This is a genomic window from Kitasatospora sp. NPDC057015 (genome assembly GCF_042673745.1).
Taxonomy (GTDB): domain Bacteria; phylum Actinomycetota; class Actinomycetes; order Streptomycetales; family Streptomycetaceae; genus Kitasatospora.
Genome location: NZ_JBHUSG010000047.1, coordinates 37,700 through 53,983 on the forward strand (window position 1 = coordinate 37,700; position 16,284 = coordinate 53,983).

Below are 16,284 nucleotides of genomic sequence, written 5' to 3' on the forward strand. Positions count from 1 at the left end.
GCCCCCGACGCTTGAGTCCTGCCTGCCTGCGCCATGCCCCCGGGGCGGGTGGGGTCAGCCGAAGGCCTGTCCGAACTCCGCGTAGCCGAGGCAGGCGAGCAGCCAGAGGCCGGTGGCCGCCGCGGCACCCGCCGCCACCCGCTGGTACGCCCTGCGAGGCTGCCCGGGGCGAAAACCCAGCCAGCAGCCGTAGACCAGCACCGCGCCCATCGTGGCCCCGCCGGTCAAGGTCGCCACGGGGTGATGCCGGTACACCCACTGCGTGCCCAGGAACAACGCCGCCAAAGACGCGGTGGTCAGAGCGCAGAGCACCAGGGCGCCGACCGCCTCCAGCAGGAACTCGCCGCCCAGGCGGGCGACTCCGCGCGCCAGGGCCTGTCCGGCGGATCTCGGCGGATCAGCGACCGGCGTCGGTTCACCCTGCTCCTGGTCGTACCCCTCCACCGACACCGGGCCTCCCCCTTCGTCCGGACGCCGAGAGCGACCCGGCACCACCCATGATCACACGCGGCCCCGGACCTGCCCGCCGTCCGTCGGATCCTCGGACGGACACGAGCTGCCCGCCGACCGGGGCGCCGGCAGCGGCAAAGCCTCCGGCCGCCCGCCCGGGAACGGCGAAGGGCCAGGAGGCCTACCCGCCGCCGCCGTTCGGGCCCGGCTCCGACCGCGCCCGGAAGGTGCGGCGGTAGGTGTCCGGGGGCACGCCCACCGTACGGTTGAAGTGTCGGCGCAGGGTGGTGGCGGTGCCCATGCCGGTGGCCGACGCGATGGCGTCGATGCCGTCGTCGGTGTTCTCCAGCAACTCCTGCGCACGGCGGATGCGTTGGGTGAGCAGCCACTGCAGGGGGGTGGTGCCGGTCGCCGCTCGGAAGTGCCGGCCGAGGTTGCGCGAGCTCATCCGGGCCCGGCGGGCCAGGTCCTCGACGGTCAGCGGCCTGTCGAGCCGCTCCAGCGCCCAGGGGAACAGTGCGGCGAGCAGGTGGTCGCCCTGGGCGGGCACCGCGGCGGTGACGAACTGGGCCTGGCCGCCGGCCCGCAGGGGCGGCACGACCAGGCGGCGGGCGACGGCGTTGGCGACCGACGCGCCGTGGTCGAGGCGGACGAGGTGCAGGCAGAGGTCCAGCGCGGCGGCCTTGCCGGCGGAAGTGAGCACGCTGCCGTTGTCGACGTAGAGCACGTCCGGGTCGACCTCGATCGCGGGGTAGCGGTCGGCGAGCACCCCGGTGTGCGCCCAGTGCGTGGTCGCGCGCCTCCCGTCCAGCAGTCCGGCCGCGGCCAGCACGAAGGCGCCCGTGCAGAGGGAGGCCACCCGCGCGCCGGCCTGGTGGGCGGCGCGCACGGCGTCGACCAGTTCGGCGGGCGGGTCCACGTCCACGTCCGCCCAGCCGGGGACGATCACGGTGTCGGCGCGGCGGAGCCGTTCCAGCCCGAAGTCCGGCTCCAGCCGGAACCGGCCGACCTGCACGGCGTCCGCGCCGCAGACCTCCAGCTCGTACCAGGGCACGGACACGGCGTCCGGTGCCGAGCCGAAGACCTCGTTCGCCACGGCCAGTTCGAAGTGCAGCATTCCGTCGGTGACGGCCAGCGCTACGGTTCCCATGTCCGGAACTGTACGGGGGATGGCGTTCCGGACACTCACCGGGTGGCGCCCCGCCTCGCCAGACTGTCCGTAGCAGGCCATTTCGACACGGAGGTCAGAACCATGGGATCGGCGCAGGCAGTTGTGGTGTACGGGGCTTACGGGCACACCGGTCGCTTCGTGGTGGACCGGCTGCGGGAGTGCGGATTCCTGCCGGTGCTCGCCGGCCGCGACGCCGACAAGCTGCGGGCGATGGCGGCGACGCGGCCCGGACTCGACACCCGGCCCGCGTCGGTCGACGACCCGGCCGCGCTGGACCGCGCCCTGGCCGGCGCGGCGGCCGTGATCAACTGCGCCGGCCCGTTCGCCACCACCGCCGCCCCGGTGATCGAGGCGGCGCTGCGCGCCGGCATCCCGTACGTGGACGTGGCGGCCGAAGTCGAGGCCAACGTCGACACGTTCGCGCGGTTCGCGGAGCGCGCCCGCGCCGCCGGAGCGGTGGTCGTCCCCGCGATGGCCTTCTACGGCGGGCTCGGGGACCTGCTGGCCACCGCCGCGATGGGCGACTGGACGGCGGCCGACGAGGCGCACATCGCGTACGGCCTGAACAGCTGGCACCCCACCGAGGGGACGCGGGCCGCCGGCGCGGTCTCCCGGGACCGGCGCGGCGGCCGGCGCGTCCGGTACAGCAACGGGCGGTTGGAGTACCGCACGGACGGACTGCCCACCCTGGACTGGGACTTCCCCGAGCCGATGGGCACCCGGGCCGTCCTCGGGGAGTTCACGATGGCCGACGTCGTCACCATCCCCAGCCACCTGGCCGTCCCGGAGGTGCGCACGTACATGACGGTCGAGGCGGCCAGGGACCTGTCGGCCCCCGACACCCCGGCGCCGACCGCCGTCGACGAGCACGGGCGGTCCGCGCAGACCTTCCTCGTCGACGTCCTGGTGCGCTCCGGCGACGAGGAACGGCGCGCCGTGGCGCGGGGCCGGGACATCTACGCCGTGACGGCGCCGCTCGCGGTGGAGGCGGTATCCCGCATCCTCACCGGCCGGACCAGGGCGGTCGGTGTCGTCTCCGCCGGCGAGGTCTTCGACGCGCCCGACTTCCTCGACGCGCTGTCGGCGCACCTCTCGCTGGATGTCCGGCGGTAGGCGGCAGCCGACAGCCGGTGGTCGAGATCATCCGCGCCGGCGGCGACGCACGGGTCGGCCCACGGACCGGACGCTCGACCCCGCGTCGCCCTGGTGGAGGTGATCCGACAGAGGTGCCGGAGAACCGCGGTCTCGCGCGGTTCCGCCGCCGCCTGTCGGACCACCCCACCCGGGGCGGCCCGGCGGCCGTCCACGGATCGAAGGACGTCACCAGTCCGAGTTGGTCGCTCCCAGACTCAGCAGGACCTGGTCGAAGGTGTTGCCGTCGTTGTCGTCGGTGTACGACATCGCGAGTGCGCCGAACGGGAAGGAGGCCACCGCGACCTGCTCCTGCCGACCGGTCGTCACCTGGCTGACGGACTGGGCCGGCAGCCGGCCGGTGAAGGTGCCGTCGGGGTTGAGGCCCCGGGCCCAGACCGCCGGATCGGTGCCGGCGACGCTCCAGCCGACCACGGCGTCGCGCTGGTCGTCGATGCCGACGGTGGGGTTGCCGGCCCCGGCTCCGGCGGAGACCTCGACCTCGGCCGAGCCGGCGGTGCCGGTCGCGGTGAACGACCGCGCCCAGACACCGCGGGTGCCAGTGTGATCGGACTCCCATGCCACGGCGAAGTCGCCGTTGAAGTCGGCGGCCACGGCCGGGCGCTGCTGCTGCCCGCCGGCGATGCTGTTGGCGCTGCGGCGGGTGAGCACGACGGCCCCGTTCGCCTTGGCCAGCTTCACCAGACCGATCTGGTAGGAGCCGTTGTTGTCGGTGTCGTCGTCCCAGACCACGACGGCGTCGCCCGAGGCGGAGGTCGCCACGTCGGGGTTGTGGTGCGCGCCGCCGGTCGCGTTGACCGTCACCTCGTAGGCCTTCGTCGTGGTCCCGGTGAACCCGGCCGCCTTCACCGTCGCCGCCTCTGTGCCCTGGACGTCCTCCCACACCACGGAGAACGCGACCGCGGTGGTGCTGCCCGGCGCGCCGTCCGGGTCGACCGCGACCCGCGGATGGATCTGCTGGCCGTCGGCGCTCGCGTTGACCCGGCCGGAGCCGAGGACGGCACCGGCCGGCGAGAGCACCCGGTAGACGATGTTGTAGAACCCGTTGCCGTCCGGGTCCTCCGCCCACACGACGACGGCGTTGCCGCGGTCGTCGAGGCCCACGTCGGGCTGGAGGTGCCGCCAGGCCACCCCCGCGGTCCCGCCGGCCGAGAGCTTCAACTCGTAGGCGGAGACGCCGTTGTGGTACGTCCGCACCCATACGTCACTGTGTGCGTTGTCGGCCGGGGCGGTCGAGTCGCGGTCGTCCTCCCAGACCACCGCGACGTCGCCGAGGCGGTTGGCCGCGATCGAGGAGGTGTCCTGGTCACCGGTGGCGTCGCTGTTCGCCGTCACCCAGGACGAGGGCCCCGCCGCCAAGGCCGGGGCGACCATGGCGAGGACCGCGGCGAAACCGGCGACGACTGCGCCGAGTACGGAGAGCTTACGCATCGGCCAACCCCGGCTGTCCGTCGTGGATGACAAAGGTCCGGGCGGTGGTCGCCGCCGCGCCGTGCTCGGTCACCGTCGCCACCGACCGGAAGTCGGCCGTGAGTTGCGATCGCGTGACGCGCGTGCGGACGTAGCCGCGCTGATTGGAGTAGAAGCGCAGATGCGGGTTGAGCGATCCGTTGGGGATCGTCGTGGTGGTGCTTCCGTTGCCGCCGCTGGTGATGGAGGTGCAGACCAGCTCGGAGCCGATCGTCGCCGAGGACGGATTGGCGTAGTCGGCCTTGAGGTCGTTGCCCCAGGACGCGTGCACGTCACCGGTGAGGACGACGGGGTTGCGTACGGCCCGGTCGATGATGCCCTGCTGGATCCGCGCCCGGCTGGCCCGGTAACCGTCCCAGGCGTCCATGTTCATCGCGCCGGACGCGTTCACGTTGCGGGCGAAGAAGACCTGCTGGCCGATGAGGTCCCAGGTGCTCAGGTGCTGGCCGAGTCCGTCGAGCAGCCAGGCCTCCTGGGCGGAGCCGGTGATCGAACGGTTCGCCAGGTCGGCGTCGGCGCAGACCTTCGTCCCGTCGCCGCAGGCCTGGTCGTCGCGGAACTGGCGGGTGTCGAGCATGTGGAACGTGGCGAGGGTGCCCCAGCGGACCCGGCGGTAGAGCTGGATGCTGTTGCCGGAGGGCGTCGCGGCGGCCCGCAGCGGCATGTTCTCGAAGTAGGCCTGGTACGCGGCGGTGCGGCGAGCGGTCCACTGGGCGGCGGTCAGCACGGGGCTGCTGTCGGCGCGGACCATGTTGGCGTAGTTGTTCTCCACCTCGTGGTCGTCCGGCACCACCAGCCACGGCGCGATCGCGTGCGCGGCCTGCAGGTCCGGGTCGGTGCGGTAGAGCGCGTAGCGGCGGCGGTAGTCGGCCAGCGACACGATCTCGCTGCCGAGGTGCTGGCGCACCCCGCCGGTGCCGGCGCCGCCCTCGTAGATGTAGTCGCCCAGGTGCAGGATCAGGTCGGGGCGGTCGTCGGCCATGCGGCGGTAGGCGGTGTAGTAGCCGCTCTCGTAGTGGGCGCACGAGGCGAAGGCCATCGTGAAGTCACGCCCGACCGTGTTCGGCGCCGGCGCGGTGCGGGTCCGGCCCACCGGGGAGATGAACCCCTGGGCCCGGAACCGGTAGTAGTACTCCGCGTCCGGGGCGAGTCCACCGGCCAGCACGTGCACCGAGTGGGCCTGGGCGTAGCGGGCGGTGACCGTACCGGAGTTGACGAGGGTGGTGAAGTTCTGGTCGGCCGACAGCTGCCAGTCGACGGCGACGTCGGCGTTGGGCATGCCGCCCTGACCGTCCGCGTTGGTCGGGGTCGGAGCCAGACGCGTCCAGAGCACCACGCTGTTGTCGTCCGGCTCCCCGGAGGCGACACCGAGCGTGAAGGGGAAGGGAGTCGAGGCGGCGGCCGACGGCTGGGCCATCGCGCCGAGTTGGAGCGCGGCGGCGCCCGCGGTGGTGAGCCCGCCTAAGATGAAGATGCGGCGACTGAGGTTTCTCATGACCGGCCATGCTCGCGGACCCAGGTGAACTTCCGCCCCTGCGAGGGCGGCGGTCAAGTGACGTGGAAACGGCGCGAGTTGGTGAGTGTCCGTACGGTGATTGCGCTCCTCGGAACCGGCCTGCGAATCCGCGGAGTCGGCGGCCGGCCACCACCGGACCCGTACGGACTGTCCGGTGGAGGCGGTTCGGCGGCGGCGTTCAGGCCGGCGGCCCAGAGCCGGTCTGACGGTTCCCGCCGCGCGGCGGCGTTCAGACCGGCTCTGGAGACGACCCCGGAGCCGTCAGGCCCCGCCGCCGCCCTCCGGGCCCGGCCGGACGTCGGCCGCCGCCGCCGGACGCCGATGCAGGGCCCGCCCCGCCCGCCGGCCGAGCAGCAGGTAACCCAGCAGCGCACCCGTGGTGTTGAGGAGCACGTCGTCGATGTCGAAGGCCCGGCCGGTGATCAGCGCGCCCTGGACGAGTTCGACCAGCAGCATCACCACTGCGGTCCGGAGCAGGACGCCGAACAGGCCGCGCGCCCGCGGCAGCAGCACCGGCAGCAGCACCCCGAACGGCAGGCCGAGCAGGACGTTTCCGCCGACCTGGCGCAGGGCGTCCGCCGTGGTGGCGTACAGCAGGTAGTGGCGCAGCGAGTCCCCCGGGCGGACGTTGCTGTGCACCTCGCCGACGGCGCCGGGGACGGAGACCAGGGTGATCCGGGCGAGCACCGCCGCGAAGGCGACCATCCCGGCGAAGGCCACCAGCAGGGCGAGCGCCCTGAGGACGGCGGAGCCCCAGGAGCGCCGGGGTGCGGGGGGCACCGGAACGACGCTCCCGGAGGGGCGACGACGGCGCCACGGACGTCGGCCGGGGGCCGGCCCCCGCACGGCCCCCGCCGCCTGCGCCCCGGTTCTCGCGCCGTCCGCGCCCACAGCCTGCTTGATCATGACACCCCTCCGGTCTCCGACTCCCAGGCCCGGCCGTCTACCCGCACACCGGCGGCTCAAGCACGCGGCCCTGCGGGCGTCGGCCGCCCCCAGGGCCTGGAAGTCCGGGGCGGCCACCGTGGAAATCCGGCGGTTCCCCGTGCACGGAGCGCGATCGGGGGCACACCCGGAGCAGAAGTGTCGGGAAGGCCGACGCACGGAGGGCCCGGCGTGGCGGATACTGGCCGGTCGGGGCTCGGTTCAGGATCGGACGAGAGGAGGCCGGCATGGACGGTACGAACGTGTTCTGGCTGGTGGTGGCCGGGGTGGTCATCGCGGCCACCCTCGCGGTGGCGATCACGCTGCTGGTGAAGCTGGTGCGTGCCCGCCGCCTGCTCGGGGCGTCGGGGATCCCGATGTCGAGCAAGGTGCTGTTCTGGGCATCCCTGGTGTACCTGGTCAGCCCGGTCGACCTGCTGCCGGATCCCGTCCTGCTGGACGACATCGGCTTCCTGCTGGTGGCCCTCCGTTCGCTGCACAAGGCCGCGCGGGAGGCGGGGGTGCTCGGAGCGGGCGGGGACGGCGAGGGCGCCACGGACCGGCCGGCCGCCTGAGCCGCCGACCGGCCTGCGCCCGCGGGCGAGCCGAACGTGTCCGGGGTGGCTCGCCACCCCGGACTCCGCAACGGGCTCCGGCCCCGGGTTCCGGCAACGGGCTCAGGCAACGGGCTCAGGCGTCGGCCGAGCTCCACACCCGGCGGGCCTGCCGCGCCGGGTCGGGGACCGGCAGCGAGGCGATCAGCCTCCGGGTGTACTCGTCCGTCGGCGTGCCGAGGACCTGCGCGGTGCTGCCGGACTCGACGATCCGTCCGTGGTGCAGCACGGCGACCCGGTCCGCCACCTGCTGGACCACCGCGAGGTCGTGGCTGATGAACAGCGCGGCGAAGCCGAACTCCCGTTGCAACCGCAGGAACAGCTCCAGCACCTTGGCCTGGACCGAGACGTCCAGCGCCGACGTCGGCTCGTCGGCGATCACCAGGCGCGGGCGCAGGGCCAGCGCCCGGGCCAGGCTGGCGCGCTGGCGCTCGCCGCCGCTGAGTTCGTGCGGGTGGCGGGCCGCGTACGCCCGCGGCAGTTGGACCGACTCCAGCAGCGACTCGACCTCCGCCCGGATCGCCTGCCCGCCGAGGTCGCGCCGGTGGACCGCCAGCGGCTCCCCGACGCAGTCGGCGATGGTCAGCAGCGGGTTGAAGCTGGTCGCCGGGTCCTGGAAGACGAAGCCGATCTGCCCCGCCCGGCTGCCCGCCGTGGAGCGGCGCGCCCGCCGCAGCCGGCCCCGGGACGCCAGCGGCTCGCCGAGGACGTCCAGTTCACCCGAGCTGACGCCGGCCAGGCCGGCCACCGCCCGGCCGATCGTCGTCTTGCCGGATCCGCTCTCCCCCACCAGGCCGAGCACCTCGCCGGGGCGGATCTCGAAACTGACCCCGTCGACGGCCCGGAAGGCCTTGCTCCCCAGCCGCGCGGGGTAGTCGACGGTGAGCCCGGAGGCCCTGACCACGGGCTCCGCCGAGGGCGTGCCCGCCGGGACGGCTCCGGCCACGACGGCCGGCTCCGCCGACGGTCGCGGGAGCGAATCGGTCGCGGTGGCGAAGACCGGTACGGCGGCCAGTAGTTCACGGGTGTAGGAATGGGCCGGGGCGGCGAAGAGCCGGCGCACCGGAGCCTCCTCGACGACGCGCCCGTCACTCATCACCGCGACCCGGTCGGCCAGGTCGGCGACCACGCCCATGTTGTGGGTGATCAGCAGGACGGCGGTGCCGAAGTCGGTGCGGCAGCGGTGCAGCAGTTCGAGGATCTCGGCCTGCACCGTGACGTCCAGCGCGGTGGTCGGCTCGTCGGCCACGATCAGCCGGGTGCCGAGGGCCAGGGCCATGGCGATGACGGCGCGCTGCTTCTGGCCGCCGGAGAGCTGGTGCGGGTAGTGGTCGACCCGGACGGCCGGCTCGGGTATGCCGACCTGGCCGAGCATGTCGATCGCCCGGGCCCGCCGCTCGCTCTTCGACCGCACCCCGTGGGCCCGGAGCCCCTCGGCGAGCTGCCAGCCGATGGTGAACACCGGGTTCAACGCGGTGGACGGCTCCTGGAAGACCATGGCGGCATGCGAGCCGCGCAGGGCGCGCAGCCGGGCCGGCGAGGCGGTCAGGACGTCCTCGGTCGGCTCCGCCAGGCCGTCCCCCAGGAGTACCCGGCCGCTGGTGGACGCGGTGGCGGGCAGCAGGCCGAGGACGGACTTCGCGGTCACCGTCTTGCCGCTGCCGCTCTCGCCGACCAGGGCGAGCACCTCGCCGGGTGCCACGGACAGGTCGACACCCCGGACGGCGGGCGCCGACCCGGTGTCGGTGCTGAAGGAGATGTGCAGGTCCTCGATGCGCAGCAGGTCAGTCATTGCCGGGGTCTCCGTCCGGTACCACCTGTGCCGGTGCCGCCTGTGCCGGTACCGCCGGGGCGGGGGTGCGTCCCTGGCCGGGGCGGCGGCGCAGCCGGGGGTCGGCCAGGTCGGTGAGGCTCTCGCCGAGCAGTGTCGTCCCGAGCACGGTGAGGACGATGCCGAGCCCGGGTGGCAGTGCGGTCCACCAGATCCCCGAAGTGACGTCCGCCACCGCGCGGTTGAGGTCGTAGCCCCACTCCGCGGCCGAGTTGGGCTCGATCCCGAAGCCGAGGAATCCCAGGCCCGCCAGGGTGAGGATGGCCTCCGAGGCGTTGATGGTGAGGATCAGCGGCAGGGTGCGCACCGAGTTCCGCAGCACGTGCCGGAACATGATCCGCCACATGCCGGCGCCGATCACCCGGGCGGCCTCGACGAACGGCTCGGCCTTCACCCGGGCCACCTCGGCCCGCACCACCCGGAAGTACTGCGGCACGAAGGCCACCGCGACCGAGCAGGCCGCCGCACCCAGGCCGCCGAACAGGCTGGACTGCCCGCCGCTGATCACGATCGACATGACGATCGCCAGGAGCAGCGAGGGGAAGGCGTACATCGCGTCGGCGAGCCCCACCAGCAGCCGGTCCAGCCGGCCGCCGAGGTACCCGGAGACGAGTCCGAGCAGGACTCCGGCGACCACCGACAGCAGCAGCGCCGCGACGATGATGCCGAGCGCCGTCCGGGTGCCCCAGAGCGTCCGGGAGAGGACGTCGTAGCCGGCGACGGTGGTACCCAGCAGGTGCTCGCCGCTCGGGTGCTGCCGGGATCCGAAGAGCTCGGTACCGCTGCGCAGTTGGGCGTATCCGTAGGGTGCGAGCAGCGGGGCGAGGAGGGCCGCGAGGAGGAAGAGGCCGGTCAGCGCGGCGCCGGTCAGCAGCATCGCGCGCTGCAGCCCGACGCTGCCGCGGGCCCCGCCGGGCAGCGGGAGTCGTCGTCGGCGCGGCCCGGCGGCCGGCCGCACGAGCAGGTTGTCCGCCACTCAGTACCTCACTCGGGGGTCGATCAGCGCCGCGACGACGTCGACGAGGAAGTTGGTCAACGCGACGACCACGGCGAAGAGCGCCACGATCCCCTGCACGGCCGGGAAGTCACGGACCGTCAGGTAGTGGGCGAGTTCGTAGCCGAGGCCCTTCCATTCGAAGGTGGTCTCGGTGAGCACCGCCCCGCCGAGCAGTCCGGCGACCTGCAGACCGAACACGGTGACGACCGGGATCAGGGCCGGCCGGGTGGCGTGCCTGGTCACCAGTCGGAGCCGGCCGACCCCGCGGGAGCGGGCGGCCTCCACGTACTCGGCGGACAGGGTGCCGATCAGGTTCGTCCGGACCAGCCGGAGCAGCACGCCGGCGACCAGCAGCCCGAGTGCGAGGCCGGGCAGCACCGCGTGGCTCAGCACGTCCGTGACGGCCCCCGCGTCGCCGCTGCGGAGGGCGTCGACCAGGTACACGCCGGTGGTGCTCGTCTGGTCCTGCAGTTGGAGCTGGACGTCGATGCTCGCCCGGCCCGAGGCCGGGAACCAGCCCAGCCAGATGGCGAACACCAGCTTCAGCAGCAGCCCGAGGAAGAAGACCGGGGTCGCGTAGTTGAGGATCGCGAACAGCCGCAGGGCGACGTCGGGCGCGCGGTCGCGGTAGGAGGCGGCGATCATGCCCAGCGGCAGGCCGACGACCAGGGCGACGACCAGGGCGTAGCAGGACAGCTCGACGGTCGCCGCACCGAAGTTCCGCAGCACCTCCGACACGGCCCGGTTGTCGGTGGCCGTGGTGCCGAAGTCACCGGTCAGGGTGGCGCGCAGGTAGTCGAGGTACTGGGTGAACAGCGGCCGGTCGTAGCCCGCCTGGTGCAGTTTGGCGTGCAGCTGGTCCGGGGTCAGCCGGTCGCCGAAGGCGGTGGTGATCGGGTCGCCGGTGGCGCGCATCAGGAAGAAGACGAGGCTGACCAGGACGAGGACGGTGGGGATTATGAGGAGGAAGCGGACGATCAGGTAGCGGGTGAGGGCGTACCCGGCGGCGCCGCCGGTCGAACCGACGGCGCCGGGGGTGTCCTGGGTGTGGACGGTCACTTCTTCGCGAGCTCCGCCCAGCGGAACTGGTACGCGCTGGTGAGCTGGTCCGGCACGCCGCTGACGCCGCTGCGGGTGACGATCGCGGTGGAGCCCTGGAGCAGCGGCACCAGCGGCACCGCCGCGGCGGTCGCCTCCTGCGCCTGCTTGATCAGCGCGGTGCGCTTGCCCGGGTCGGTCTCGGTCTCCTCCTGCTTGATCAGCGCCAGCACCGCGGGGTCGCTGTAGCCGTTGTTGACCCAGTTGTTGTCGGCGTAGAAGGAGGAGAGGTAGTTGTCGGCGTCCAGGTAGTCCGCGTACCAGCCGAGCTGGTAGAGCGGGTACTGGTCGGCGACCCGCTCCTTGCCGTACTGGGCCCAGGCGGTGGACTGGAGGTTCACCTTGAACAGGCCGGTGGCCTCCAGCTGGGTCTTGACCAGCGCGTACTCGTCCGCCGAGGAGGAGCCGTAGTGGTCGGTGTTGTACTGCAGGTTGAGGGCCACCGGGGTGCTCACCCCGGCCGCCGCCAGCCGCTGCGCGGCCGCGGCCTTGTCCGGGCCGCCCTGCTTGTCGCCGTAGATCGACTTGAGGGCGGGGGTGGCGCCGGTGATGCCGTCGGGGACGGAGGTGTAGAGCGGCTGGAAGGTGTTCTTGTAGACCTGCGAGGCGAGTTGGGCCCGGTCGACCGAGTCCGCGACGGCCTGGCGGACCGCCAGCGCCTTGGCGGGGTCGGCCTGCTGGGTGGCCGAACCGAAGGGCTGGGTCTTGAGGTTGAAGACGATGAACCGGATGCCGTTGCCGGAGCCGGTGTGCACCACGATCCCCTGCTTGGTGGACAGGTCCTGCAGGTCGGTGGTGGGCAGCGTGCGGTAGACCGCGTCGATGGTGCCCTGCTGGACGTCGAGCTTCAGGTTGCTGGCGTCCGTGTAGTACTTGAGCTGGACGTTCTTCGTCTTCGGGGTGCCCAGTTGGCCCTGGTAGGCGCTGTTCGCGGTGAAGGAGACCAGCGAGTTCTTGTCGTAGCTGCCGATCGCGTAGGGACCGTTCCAGGGCTGGCCCGAGATGACGGCCGCGTCCTCCAGGATCCGGTCCGCGGGGAACACCTCCTCGTCCACGATGTAGCCGGCCGCGGTGGAGAGGATCTGCGGGAACAGCGTGTCGTTGGCCGACTTGACGGTGAAGACGACCTTGGTCGGGTCCGGCGCGGCCACCGACTGGAGGTTGTACAGCAGCGAGGAGGGGCCGTTCTTGTCCGCGATCTTCAGCTGCCGGTCGAAGCTGAACTTGACGTCCGAGGAGGTCAGTTCGTGTCCGTTGGCGAACTTGAGGCCCGGCTTCAGGGTGACCGTGTAGGTGGTCGGGTCGGTCAGCGCGATGCCGGCCGCCAAGTCCGGCGACACGTCCGAGGAGCCGTTCTTCGCGGTGAGCAGGGTCGCGTACACCTCGCTCTCGATCGTGCCCGACCCCGCGTCCCAGGAGCCCGCCGGGTCGAGGCCGGTCACCTGGTCGGTGGTCCCGATGACGAGGGCCTTCGCCGAACCGCCGCCGTCGCCGGACCCGCTCCGGGCGCTGGTGCAGGCGGTCAGGGCCACCAGCACCGCGGTGCCGAGGGAGAGGACACGGAAGGACTGTCCGGCCGAGCCGGTGAAAGTAGACATGGGAATTCGCTGCTCCAGCACGCGTGATGGACGCGAGCAGGCCGGGGGCCCGGGGTCGGGCGTGGCCTGTCGCGAAGAGGTCGGTCACCGGGATCGTCCGGCCGTCGGGCCGTACGGTGGTCAGTGACGACAGAGCGCGCTGGAGACCAGCAACAGGTCGATGTGGCGACGGCGAAACAGCCGCATACCGACCTCCTGGTGTTGGCAGCCGGCCCTGCGGCCGCTGCGATCGCGCTTGCGGAACGGGATGTCCGCCGTGCCTTCACCTGGAGCACCCCGCCGCGTCAGGGGGGTTGCCGTCCGGCCAGCCAGGGCTTGGACACCGGAACTCGTGGCGCGCTGGAACCGTAGATCACCGGGTAACCCGGCGTCAATGCCTGTCCACGGCACCCTGTTTGGCGGGCGCCCATCCGCCCCCGGCCGGTGGCCGCTCCACCGGCCGGTCGTGGGACCTCGGGGCGCCTTCGGACACGCATCGGCCGGCGATCGGCCAGGGCTCGGCCGGTCGGGGCTGCCCCGACCGGCCGAGCCCGCCGCCGGCTCAGGCCGACTCGATCCGCTCGACGATCAGCTCGCACAGCTCGTGGGTGCGCAGCGCGTCGCGGGCATCGAGGGTCTTGCCGGCCCGGACGGCGTCCAGGAAGGTCAGCACGACCTGCTCGATGCCGCGCTGGCGGGCGACGGACACCCAGTCGCCCCGGCGGCGGACCGTGGGCTGGCCGCGGTGGTCGATGACCTCGGCGAGGTTGTGGACCTCGCGCTTCGAGTCGCTGCCGGAGACCTCCAGGATCTCCTCGGTGGAACCGGACATCCGGTTCATGATCCCGAGCGCGGTGAAACCGTCGCCCGCGAGCGTCAGGACGAGATGCTCCAGCAGGCCGCCGCGGACCCGCGAGCGGACGTCCACGTGCTCGACCTCGCCCGGCACCAGGAACAGCAAGGAATCCACCACGTGAATGAAATCGTCATAGACCAGCGACCGAGGAGCCTCCGCCAGACCCTCGCGATTCTTCTGCAGGACGATCAGGTCACGCGGACGCTCCTTCGCCTGGACATAGGAGGGAGCATGACGGCGGTTGAAACCCACCATCAGGGAGCGGCCGGCCTTCTCCGCAAGGTCCACCAGGTGCCGGGCACCCGCGATGGTGTAATCGAGCGGCTTGTCCACGTACACGTCGATGCCCGCCGTCAGCAGCCGCTCGACGATCGGCACGTGCTGGTCGGTCGCCGCGTGGACGAAGGCGGCGCGCACGCCGCTGTCGATGAGGTCGCCGAGGTCCGTGTAGCGGTGGTCGAGACGGTACGCGTCGCCGATCCGGTCGAGCTTCGCCCGGTCACGGGTCATCAGCCGCAGGTCCAGACCGGGCAGTGCGGTGAGGACCGGGAGGTAGGCCTTCTGCGCGATGTCCCCGAGACCGATCACCGCGACCGGGAGCAGGGCGTCGGGGGCAGGGGTGGGGCTCATCGGGTCTCCTATTGGTGCGCACGATCATCGACTGGCCCCACCCTATGCGGGACAGATCCCCCGCCGCCGAGCCCCCACCCGAGGGCCGAGAAATCCTCAACCACCGACACGCCGCACCGCACGGACCACCCCCCTGGGACGCTCGACCAGACTCCACACCTCGACCGACAGTGCCGATCGACAGGCATGCTCGCCTGCGCGATGTCCGATCATGCGTACTGAGCTCTTCTCCTCCAGCCTGGAACGCCGACCTGTTATCGAGACCCACAGGAGCGAAGACCCCTTGACCCCCGAGTTAAGGGGTTCAACTATTGCCGATAGTCGAGATTTCAGCGTCTCGACTTTTTGTTGCTCAACCACTCTTATTTGCAGGCGAATTAGAGGAGTCATCCGCGTCTCGCCAATTGCGGATCCCCTCGCACCTGAGGCATCGTCAGCTTTTGCTTCGTACATAGACGTCCGTTTTCGCCCACGGCGCTCATGCGCGCTCATCCTGCCCGCCTTCGGCCACCTCCGGCCCCTCGGCCTGCGCCCGGAGCACATCGGCGCCTGGGTCACCGCACAGCTGAAGGCCCAGCGCGGGCGTGTCACCGTCCATCGGGCCGTGTCCACCCTGCGCAACGCGCTGAACGTTGCGGTGCGGTCGTGGCGGCTGCGCTACGACCCGGCCAAGCACTCCGTGCCGCCCAAGCCCCGCGCAGCCGAGCGCACCTGCCGGACCCCCGAGCAGGCCGCGACCTTCCTGCAGCACGGTGCAGAGCAGTACGCGGACCAGCTGACCGACCTGTTCGAGGTCATGCTCGGCACCGGCATGCGCCGCGGTGAGGTTCTCGCCCCGCACTGGTCGGACGTCCACCTCATGGACCGCAAGCTCTACGTCCGCTGGACCCTCGCCGCGATCGACAACGGGAAGATTCACCTCCGGAAGCCGAAGACCGAGGCCGGCCGGGCCTGGATCAGCCTCTCCCCCGGGGTCATGGCCGCGCTCCACCGCCAGGCCGCGATCCAGAGGGCCGCCCACCCCGACGCCCGGCACCATGGCAGTGCTCCACCGTCGGTTCGGCCTTCCCGGTGCTGGGGCACAATGAGCCGCAGACACCCACCTCGGCCACCGGAACCGACGAGTGGCGCAGTTCCGTGGCCGCCCCGCCGCGGTGGGTCGGGACGAGGGAGACGGTGCCGTGGTGCGGTGGCAGGGGATCGACTTCACGGTGGACGGACGCGAGCCTGTGACCGCCGAGGAGTACTACCGGATCGGCCTGCAGTGCTGGAACGGTGCGCAGTACCGTGCGGCGGCTGTCTTCTTCCTGGAACCCGCTGCGGATGCCGGTCACAGTGGCGCCGTGGAGCTTCTGGGGCACGTCGACTTCGTGGAGGGGAGGTATGCGAGTGCGGTGCAGCGGTTGCGGGCGAGCCCGGATTCGCCGCGGGCCGCTTACTACCTCGCCGTACTCCACCACCGCGGCTGCCCCCAAGCGGGCATCGCGCAGTCGCTCGACGAGGCGGCCCGCTGGTACGGCGTGGCGGCCGGACTGGGCGAGCCAGAAGCCATGCTCACCCTGGGGGAGCTGTACCTGGAGCGGCTGCTGCCCCTCACCCGTGCCCCCGCGGAGCAGGCGATGGAGTATTTTCTGGCGGCGGCCGCACGGGAGCACCCGTACGCCCAGTACCGCGCGGCCGAGCTCTACCGCACCCTCTACCAGGACCCCGGTCGGGCCGCCGCGCTGTACCGCTCCTGTGTGGACAATCCGCTGACCGGGCGTCACGCGCTGGGGTCGATGATGACCCTACAGAGTCAGGCGCACCTGCGGGAGATCGAGGCAGCCCGGACGGCCGACCTCCAGCAGCAGCGCCGCGATGCCGTCAATCCCATGCGCCACCGGGATGACTTCTACTGAACGGGCCCGTCACGGCGCATCGCACGGCGGGTCCACTGCAGGCCAGGAGCCACAGGAACACGTCGACCGCCGGCACCAGGTGCCCCGTCTCCTCGGTCTG

General features: G+C 72.2%; 14 protein-coding genes and 1 riboswitch. Of the genes, 3 read left to right on the top strand and 11 right to left on the bottom strand.

The window, feature by feature from the left end; all coding sequences use genetic code 11:
• Positions 1-54 precede the first annotated feature (54 nt).
• Together ACFTWP_RS32630 and ACFTWP_RS32635 are read right to left on the bottom strand one after the other, a co-directional pair.
• A complete protein-coding gene (locus ACFTWP_RS32630) occupies positions 55-450 on the bottom strand; it encodes a hypothetical protein (protein ID WP_380268583.1) in 396 nt (131 codons plus the stop codon).
• A 181-nt stretch (positions 451-631) separates the two neighbouring features.
• Positions 632-1,600 (bottom strand): helix-turn-helix domain-containing protein, encoded by a 969-nt coding sequence (locus ACFTWP_RS32635; protein ID WP_380268584.1) that lies wholly within the window; start codon positions 1,598-1,600, stop codon positions 632-634.
• A gap of 102 nt (positions 1,601-1,702) precedes the next feature.
• On the opposite strand from ACFTWP_RS32635, the gene ACFTWP_RS32640 reads away from it, so the two are divergent.
• Complete coding sequence (locus ACFTWP_RS32640; protein ID WP_380268585.1) at positions 1,703-2,734, top strand: saccharopine dehydrogenase family protein; 1,032 nt, start codon at positions 1,703-1,705, stop codon at positions 2,732-2,734.
• 207 nt (positions 2,735-2,941) lie between these two features.
• On the opposite strand, the gene ACFTWP_RS32645 is transcribed toward ACFTWP_RS32640, so the two are convergent.
• From ACFTWP_RS32645 to ACFTWP_RS32655, 3 genes are all read right to left on the bottom strand, one after another.
• Positions 2,942-4,204: a hypothetical protein gene (locus ACFTWP_RS32645; RefSeq protein ID WP_380268586.1), complete on the bottom strand. Its 1,263-nt coding sequence runs from the start codon at positions 4,202-4,204 to the stop codon at positions 2,942-2,944.
• Positions 4,197-5,738 carry an alkaline phosphatase D family protein gene (locus ACFTWP_RS32650; protein ID WP_380268587.1) on the bottom strand — a complete coding sequence of 514 codons (1,542 nt, stop codon included), beginning with the start codon at positions 5,736-5,738 and terminating at the stop codon, positions 4,197-4,199. The genes ACFTWP_RS32645 and ACFTWP_RS32650 overlap by 8 nt, the downstream gene beginning before the upstream one ends.
• A gap of 282 nt (positions 5,739-6,020) precedes the next feature.
• Entirely contained in the window at positions 6,021-6,539 is a 519-nt protein-coding gene (locus ACFTWP_RS32655; protein WP_380268588.1) for a VanZ family protein, read from the bottom strand.
• Positions 6,540-6,931: 392 nt separating this feature from the next.
• On the opposite strand from ACFTWP_RS32655, the gene ACFTWP_RS32660 reads away from it, so the two are divergent.
• Complete coding sequence (locus ACFTWP_RS32660; protein ID WP_380268589.1) at positions 6,932-7,258, top strand: YkvA family protein; 327 nt, start codon at positions 6,932-6,934, stop codon at positions 7,256-7,258.
• A gap of 115 nt (positions 7,259-7,373) precedes the next feature.
• Here ACFTWP_RS32660 and ACFTWP_RS32665 read toward each other — a convergent pair whose 3' ends face one another.
• The 6 genes from ACFTWP_RS32665 to ACFTWP_RS32690 form a co-directional block, all read right to left on the bottom strand.
• Complete coding sequence (locus ACFTWP_RS32665) at positions 7,374-9,089, bottom strand: dipeptide ABC transporter ATP-binding protein (protein ID WP_380268590.1); 1,716 nt, start codon at positions 9,087-9,089, stop codon at positions 7,374-7,376.
• Entirely contained in the window at positions 9,082-10,104 is a 1,023-nt protein-coding gene (locus tag ACFTWP_RS32670) for an ABC transporter permease (protein WP_380268591.1), read from the bottom strand. Before ACFTWP_RS32670 ends, ACFTWP_RS32665 begins: the two co-directional genes overlap by 8 nt.
• Entirely contained in the window at positions 10,105-11,184 is a 1,080-nt protein-coding gene (locus ACFTWP_RS32675; protein WP_380268592.1) for an ABC transporter permease, read from the bottom strand.
• The gene (locus ACFTWP_RS32680; RefSeq protein WP_380268593.1) at positions 11,181-12,821 is read right to left on the bottom strand and encodes an ABC transporter substrate-binding protein; all 1,641 of its coding nucleotides are present in this window, start codon (positions 12,819-12,821) and stop codon (positions 11,181-11,183) included. Before ACFTWP_RS32680 ends, ACFTWP_RS32675 begins: the two co-directional genes overlap by 4 nt.
• A gap of 226 nt (positions 12,822-13,047) precedes the next feature.
• Positions 13,048-13,158, bottom strand: a riboswitch (SAM riboswitch).
• A 204-nt stretch (positions 13,159-13,362) separates the two neighbouring features.
• Positions 13,363-14,286 carry a Gfo/Idh/MocA family protein gene (locus ACFTWP_RS32685; protein WP_380268594.1) on the bottom strand — a complete coding sequence of 308 codons (924 nt, stop codon included), beginning with the start codon at positions 14,284-14,286 and terminating at the stop codon, positions 13,363-13,365.
• A 478-nt stretch (positions 14,287-14,764) separates the two neighbouring features.
• Positions 14,765-15,325 (bottom strand): hypothetical protein, encoded by a 561-nt coding sequence (locus tag ACFTWP_RS32690; RefSeq protein WP_380268595.1) that lies wholly within the window; start codon positions 15,323-15,325, stop codon positions 14,765-14,767.
• A 142-nt stretch (positions 15,326-15,467) separates the two neighbouring features.
• On the opposite strand from ACFTWP_RS32690, the gene ACFTWP_RS32695 reads away from it, so the two are divergent.
• Complete coding sequence (locus ACFTWP_RS32695) at positions 15,468-16,184, top strand: tetratricopeptide repeat protein (protein ID WP_380268596.1); 717 nt, start codon at positions 15,468-15,470, stop codon at positions 16,182-16,184.
• The last annotated feature ends 100 nt before the right edge of the window (positions 16,185-16,284 follow it).

Coding starts and splice junctions, on each gene's coding strand:
- ACFTWP_RS32635 (WP_380268584.1), bottom strand. CDS start 1,600: ATGGGAACCGTAGCGCTGGCCGTCACCGACGGAATGCTGCACTTCGAA.
- ACFTWP_RS32640 (WP_380268585.1), top strand. CDS start 1,703: ATGGGATCGGCGCAGGCAGTTGTGGTGTACGGGGCTTACGGGCACACC.
- ACFTWP_RS32645 (WP_380268586.1), bottom strand. CDS start 4,204: ATGCGTAAGCTCTCCGTACTCGGCGCAGTCGTCGCCGGTTTCGCCGCG.
- ACFTWP_RS32690 (WP_380268595.1), bottom strand. CDS start 15,325: ATGGTGCCGGGCGTCGGGGTGGGCGGCCCTCTGGATCGCGGCCTGGCG.
- ACFTWP_RS32685 (WP_380268594.1), bottom strand. CDS start 14,286: ATGAGCCCCACCCCTGCCCCCGACGCCCTGCTCCCGGTCGCGGTGATC.
- ACFTWP_RS32665 (WP_380268590.1), bottom strand. CDS start 9,089: ATGACTGACCTGCTGCGCATCGAGGACCTGCACATCTCCTTCAGCACC.
- ACFTWP_RS32660 (WP_380268589.1), top strand. CDS start 6,932: ATGGACGGTACGAACGTGTTCTGGCTGGTGGTGGCCGGGGTGGTCATC.
- ACFTWP_RS32650 (WP_380268587.1), bottom strand. CDS start 5,738: ATGAGAAACCTCAGTCGCCGCATCTTCATCTTAGGCGGGCTCACCACC.
- ACFTWP_RS32680 (WP_380268593.1), bottom strand. CDS start 12,821: ATGTCTACTTTCACCGGCTCGGCCGGACAGTCCTTCCGTGTCCTCTCC.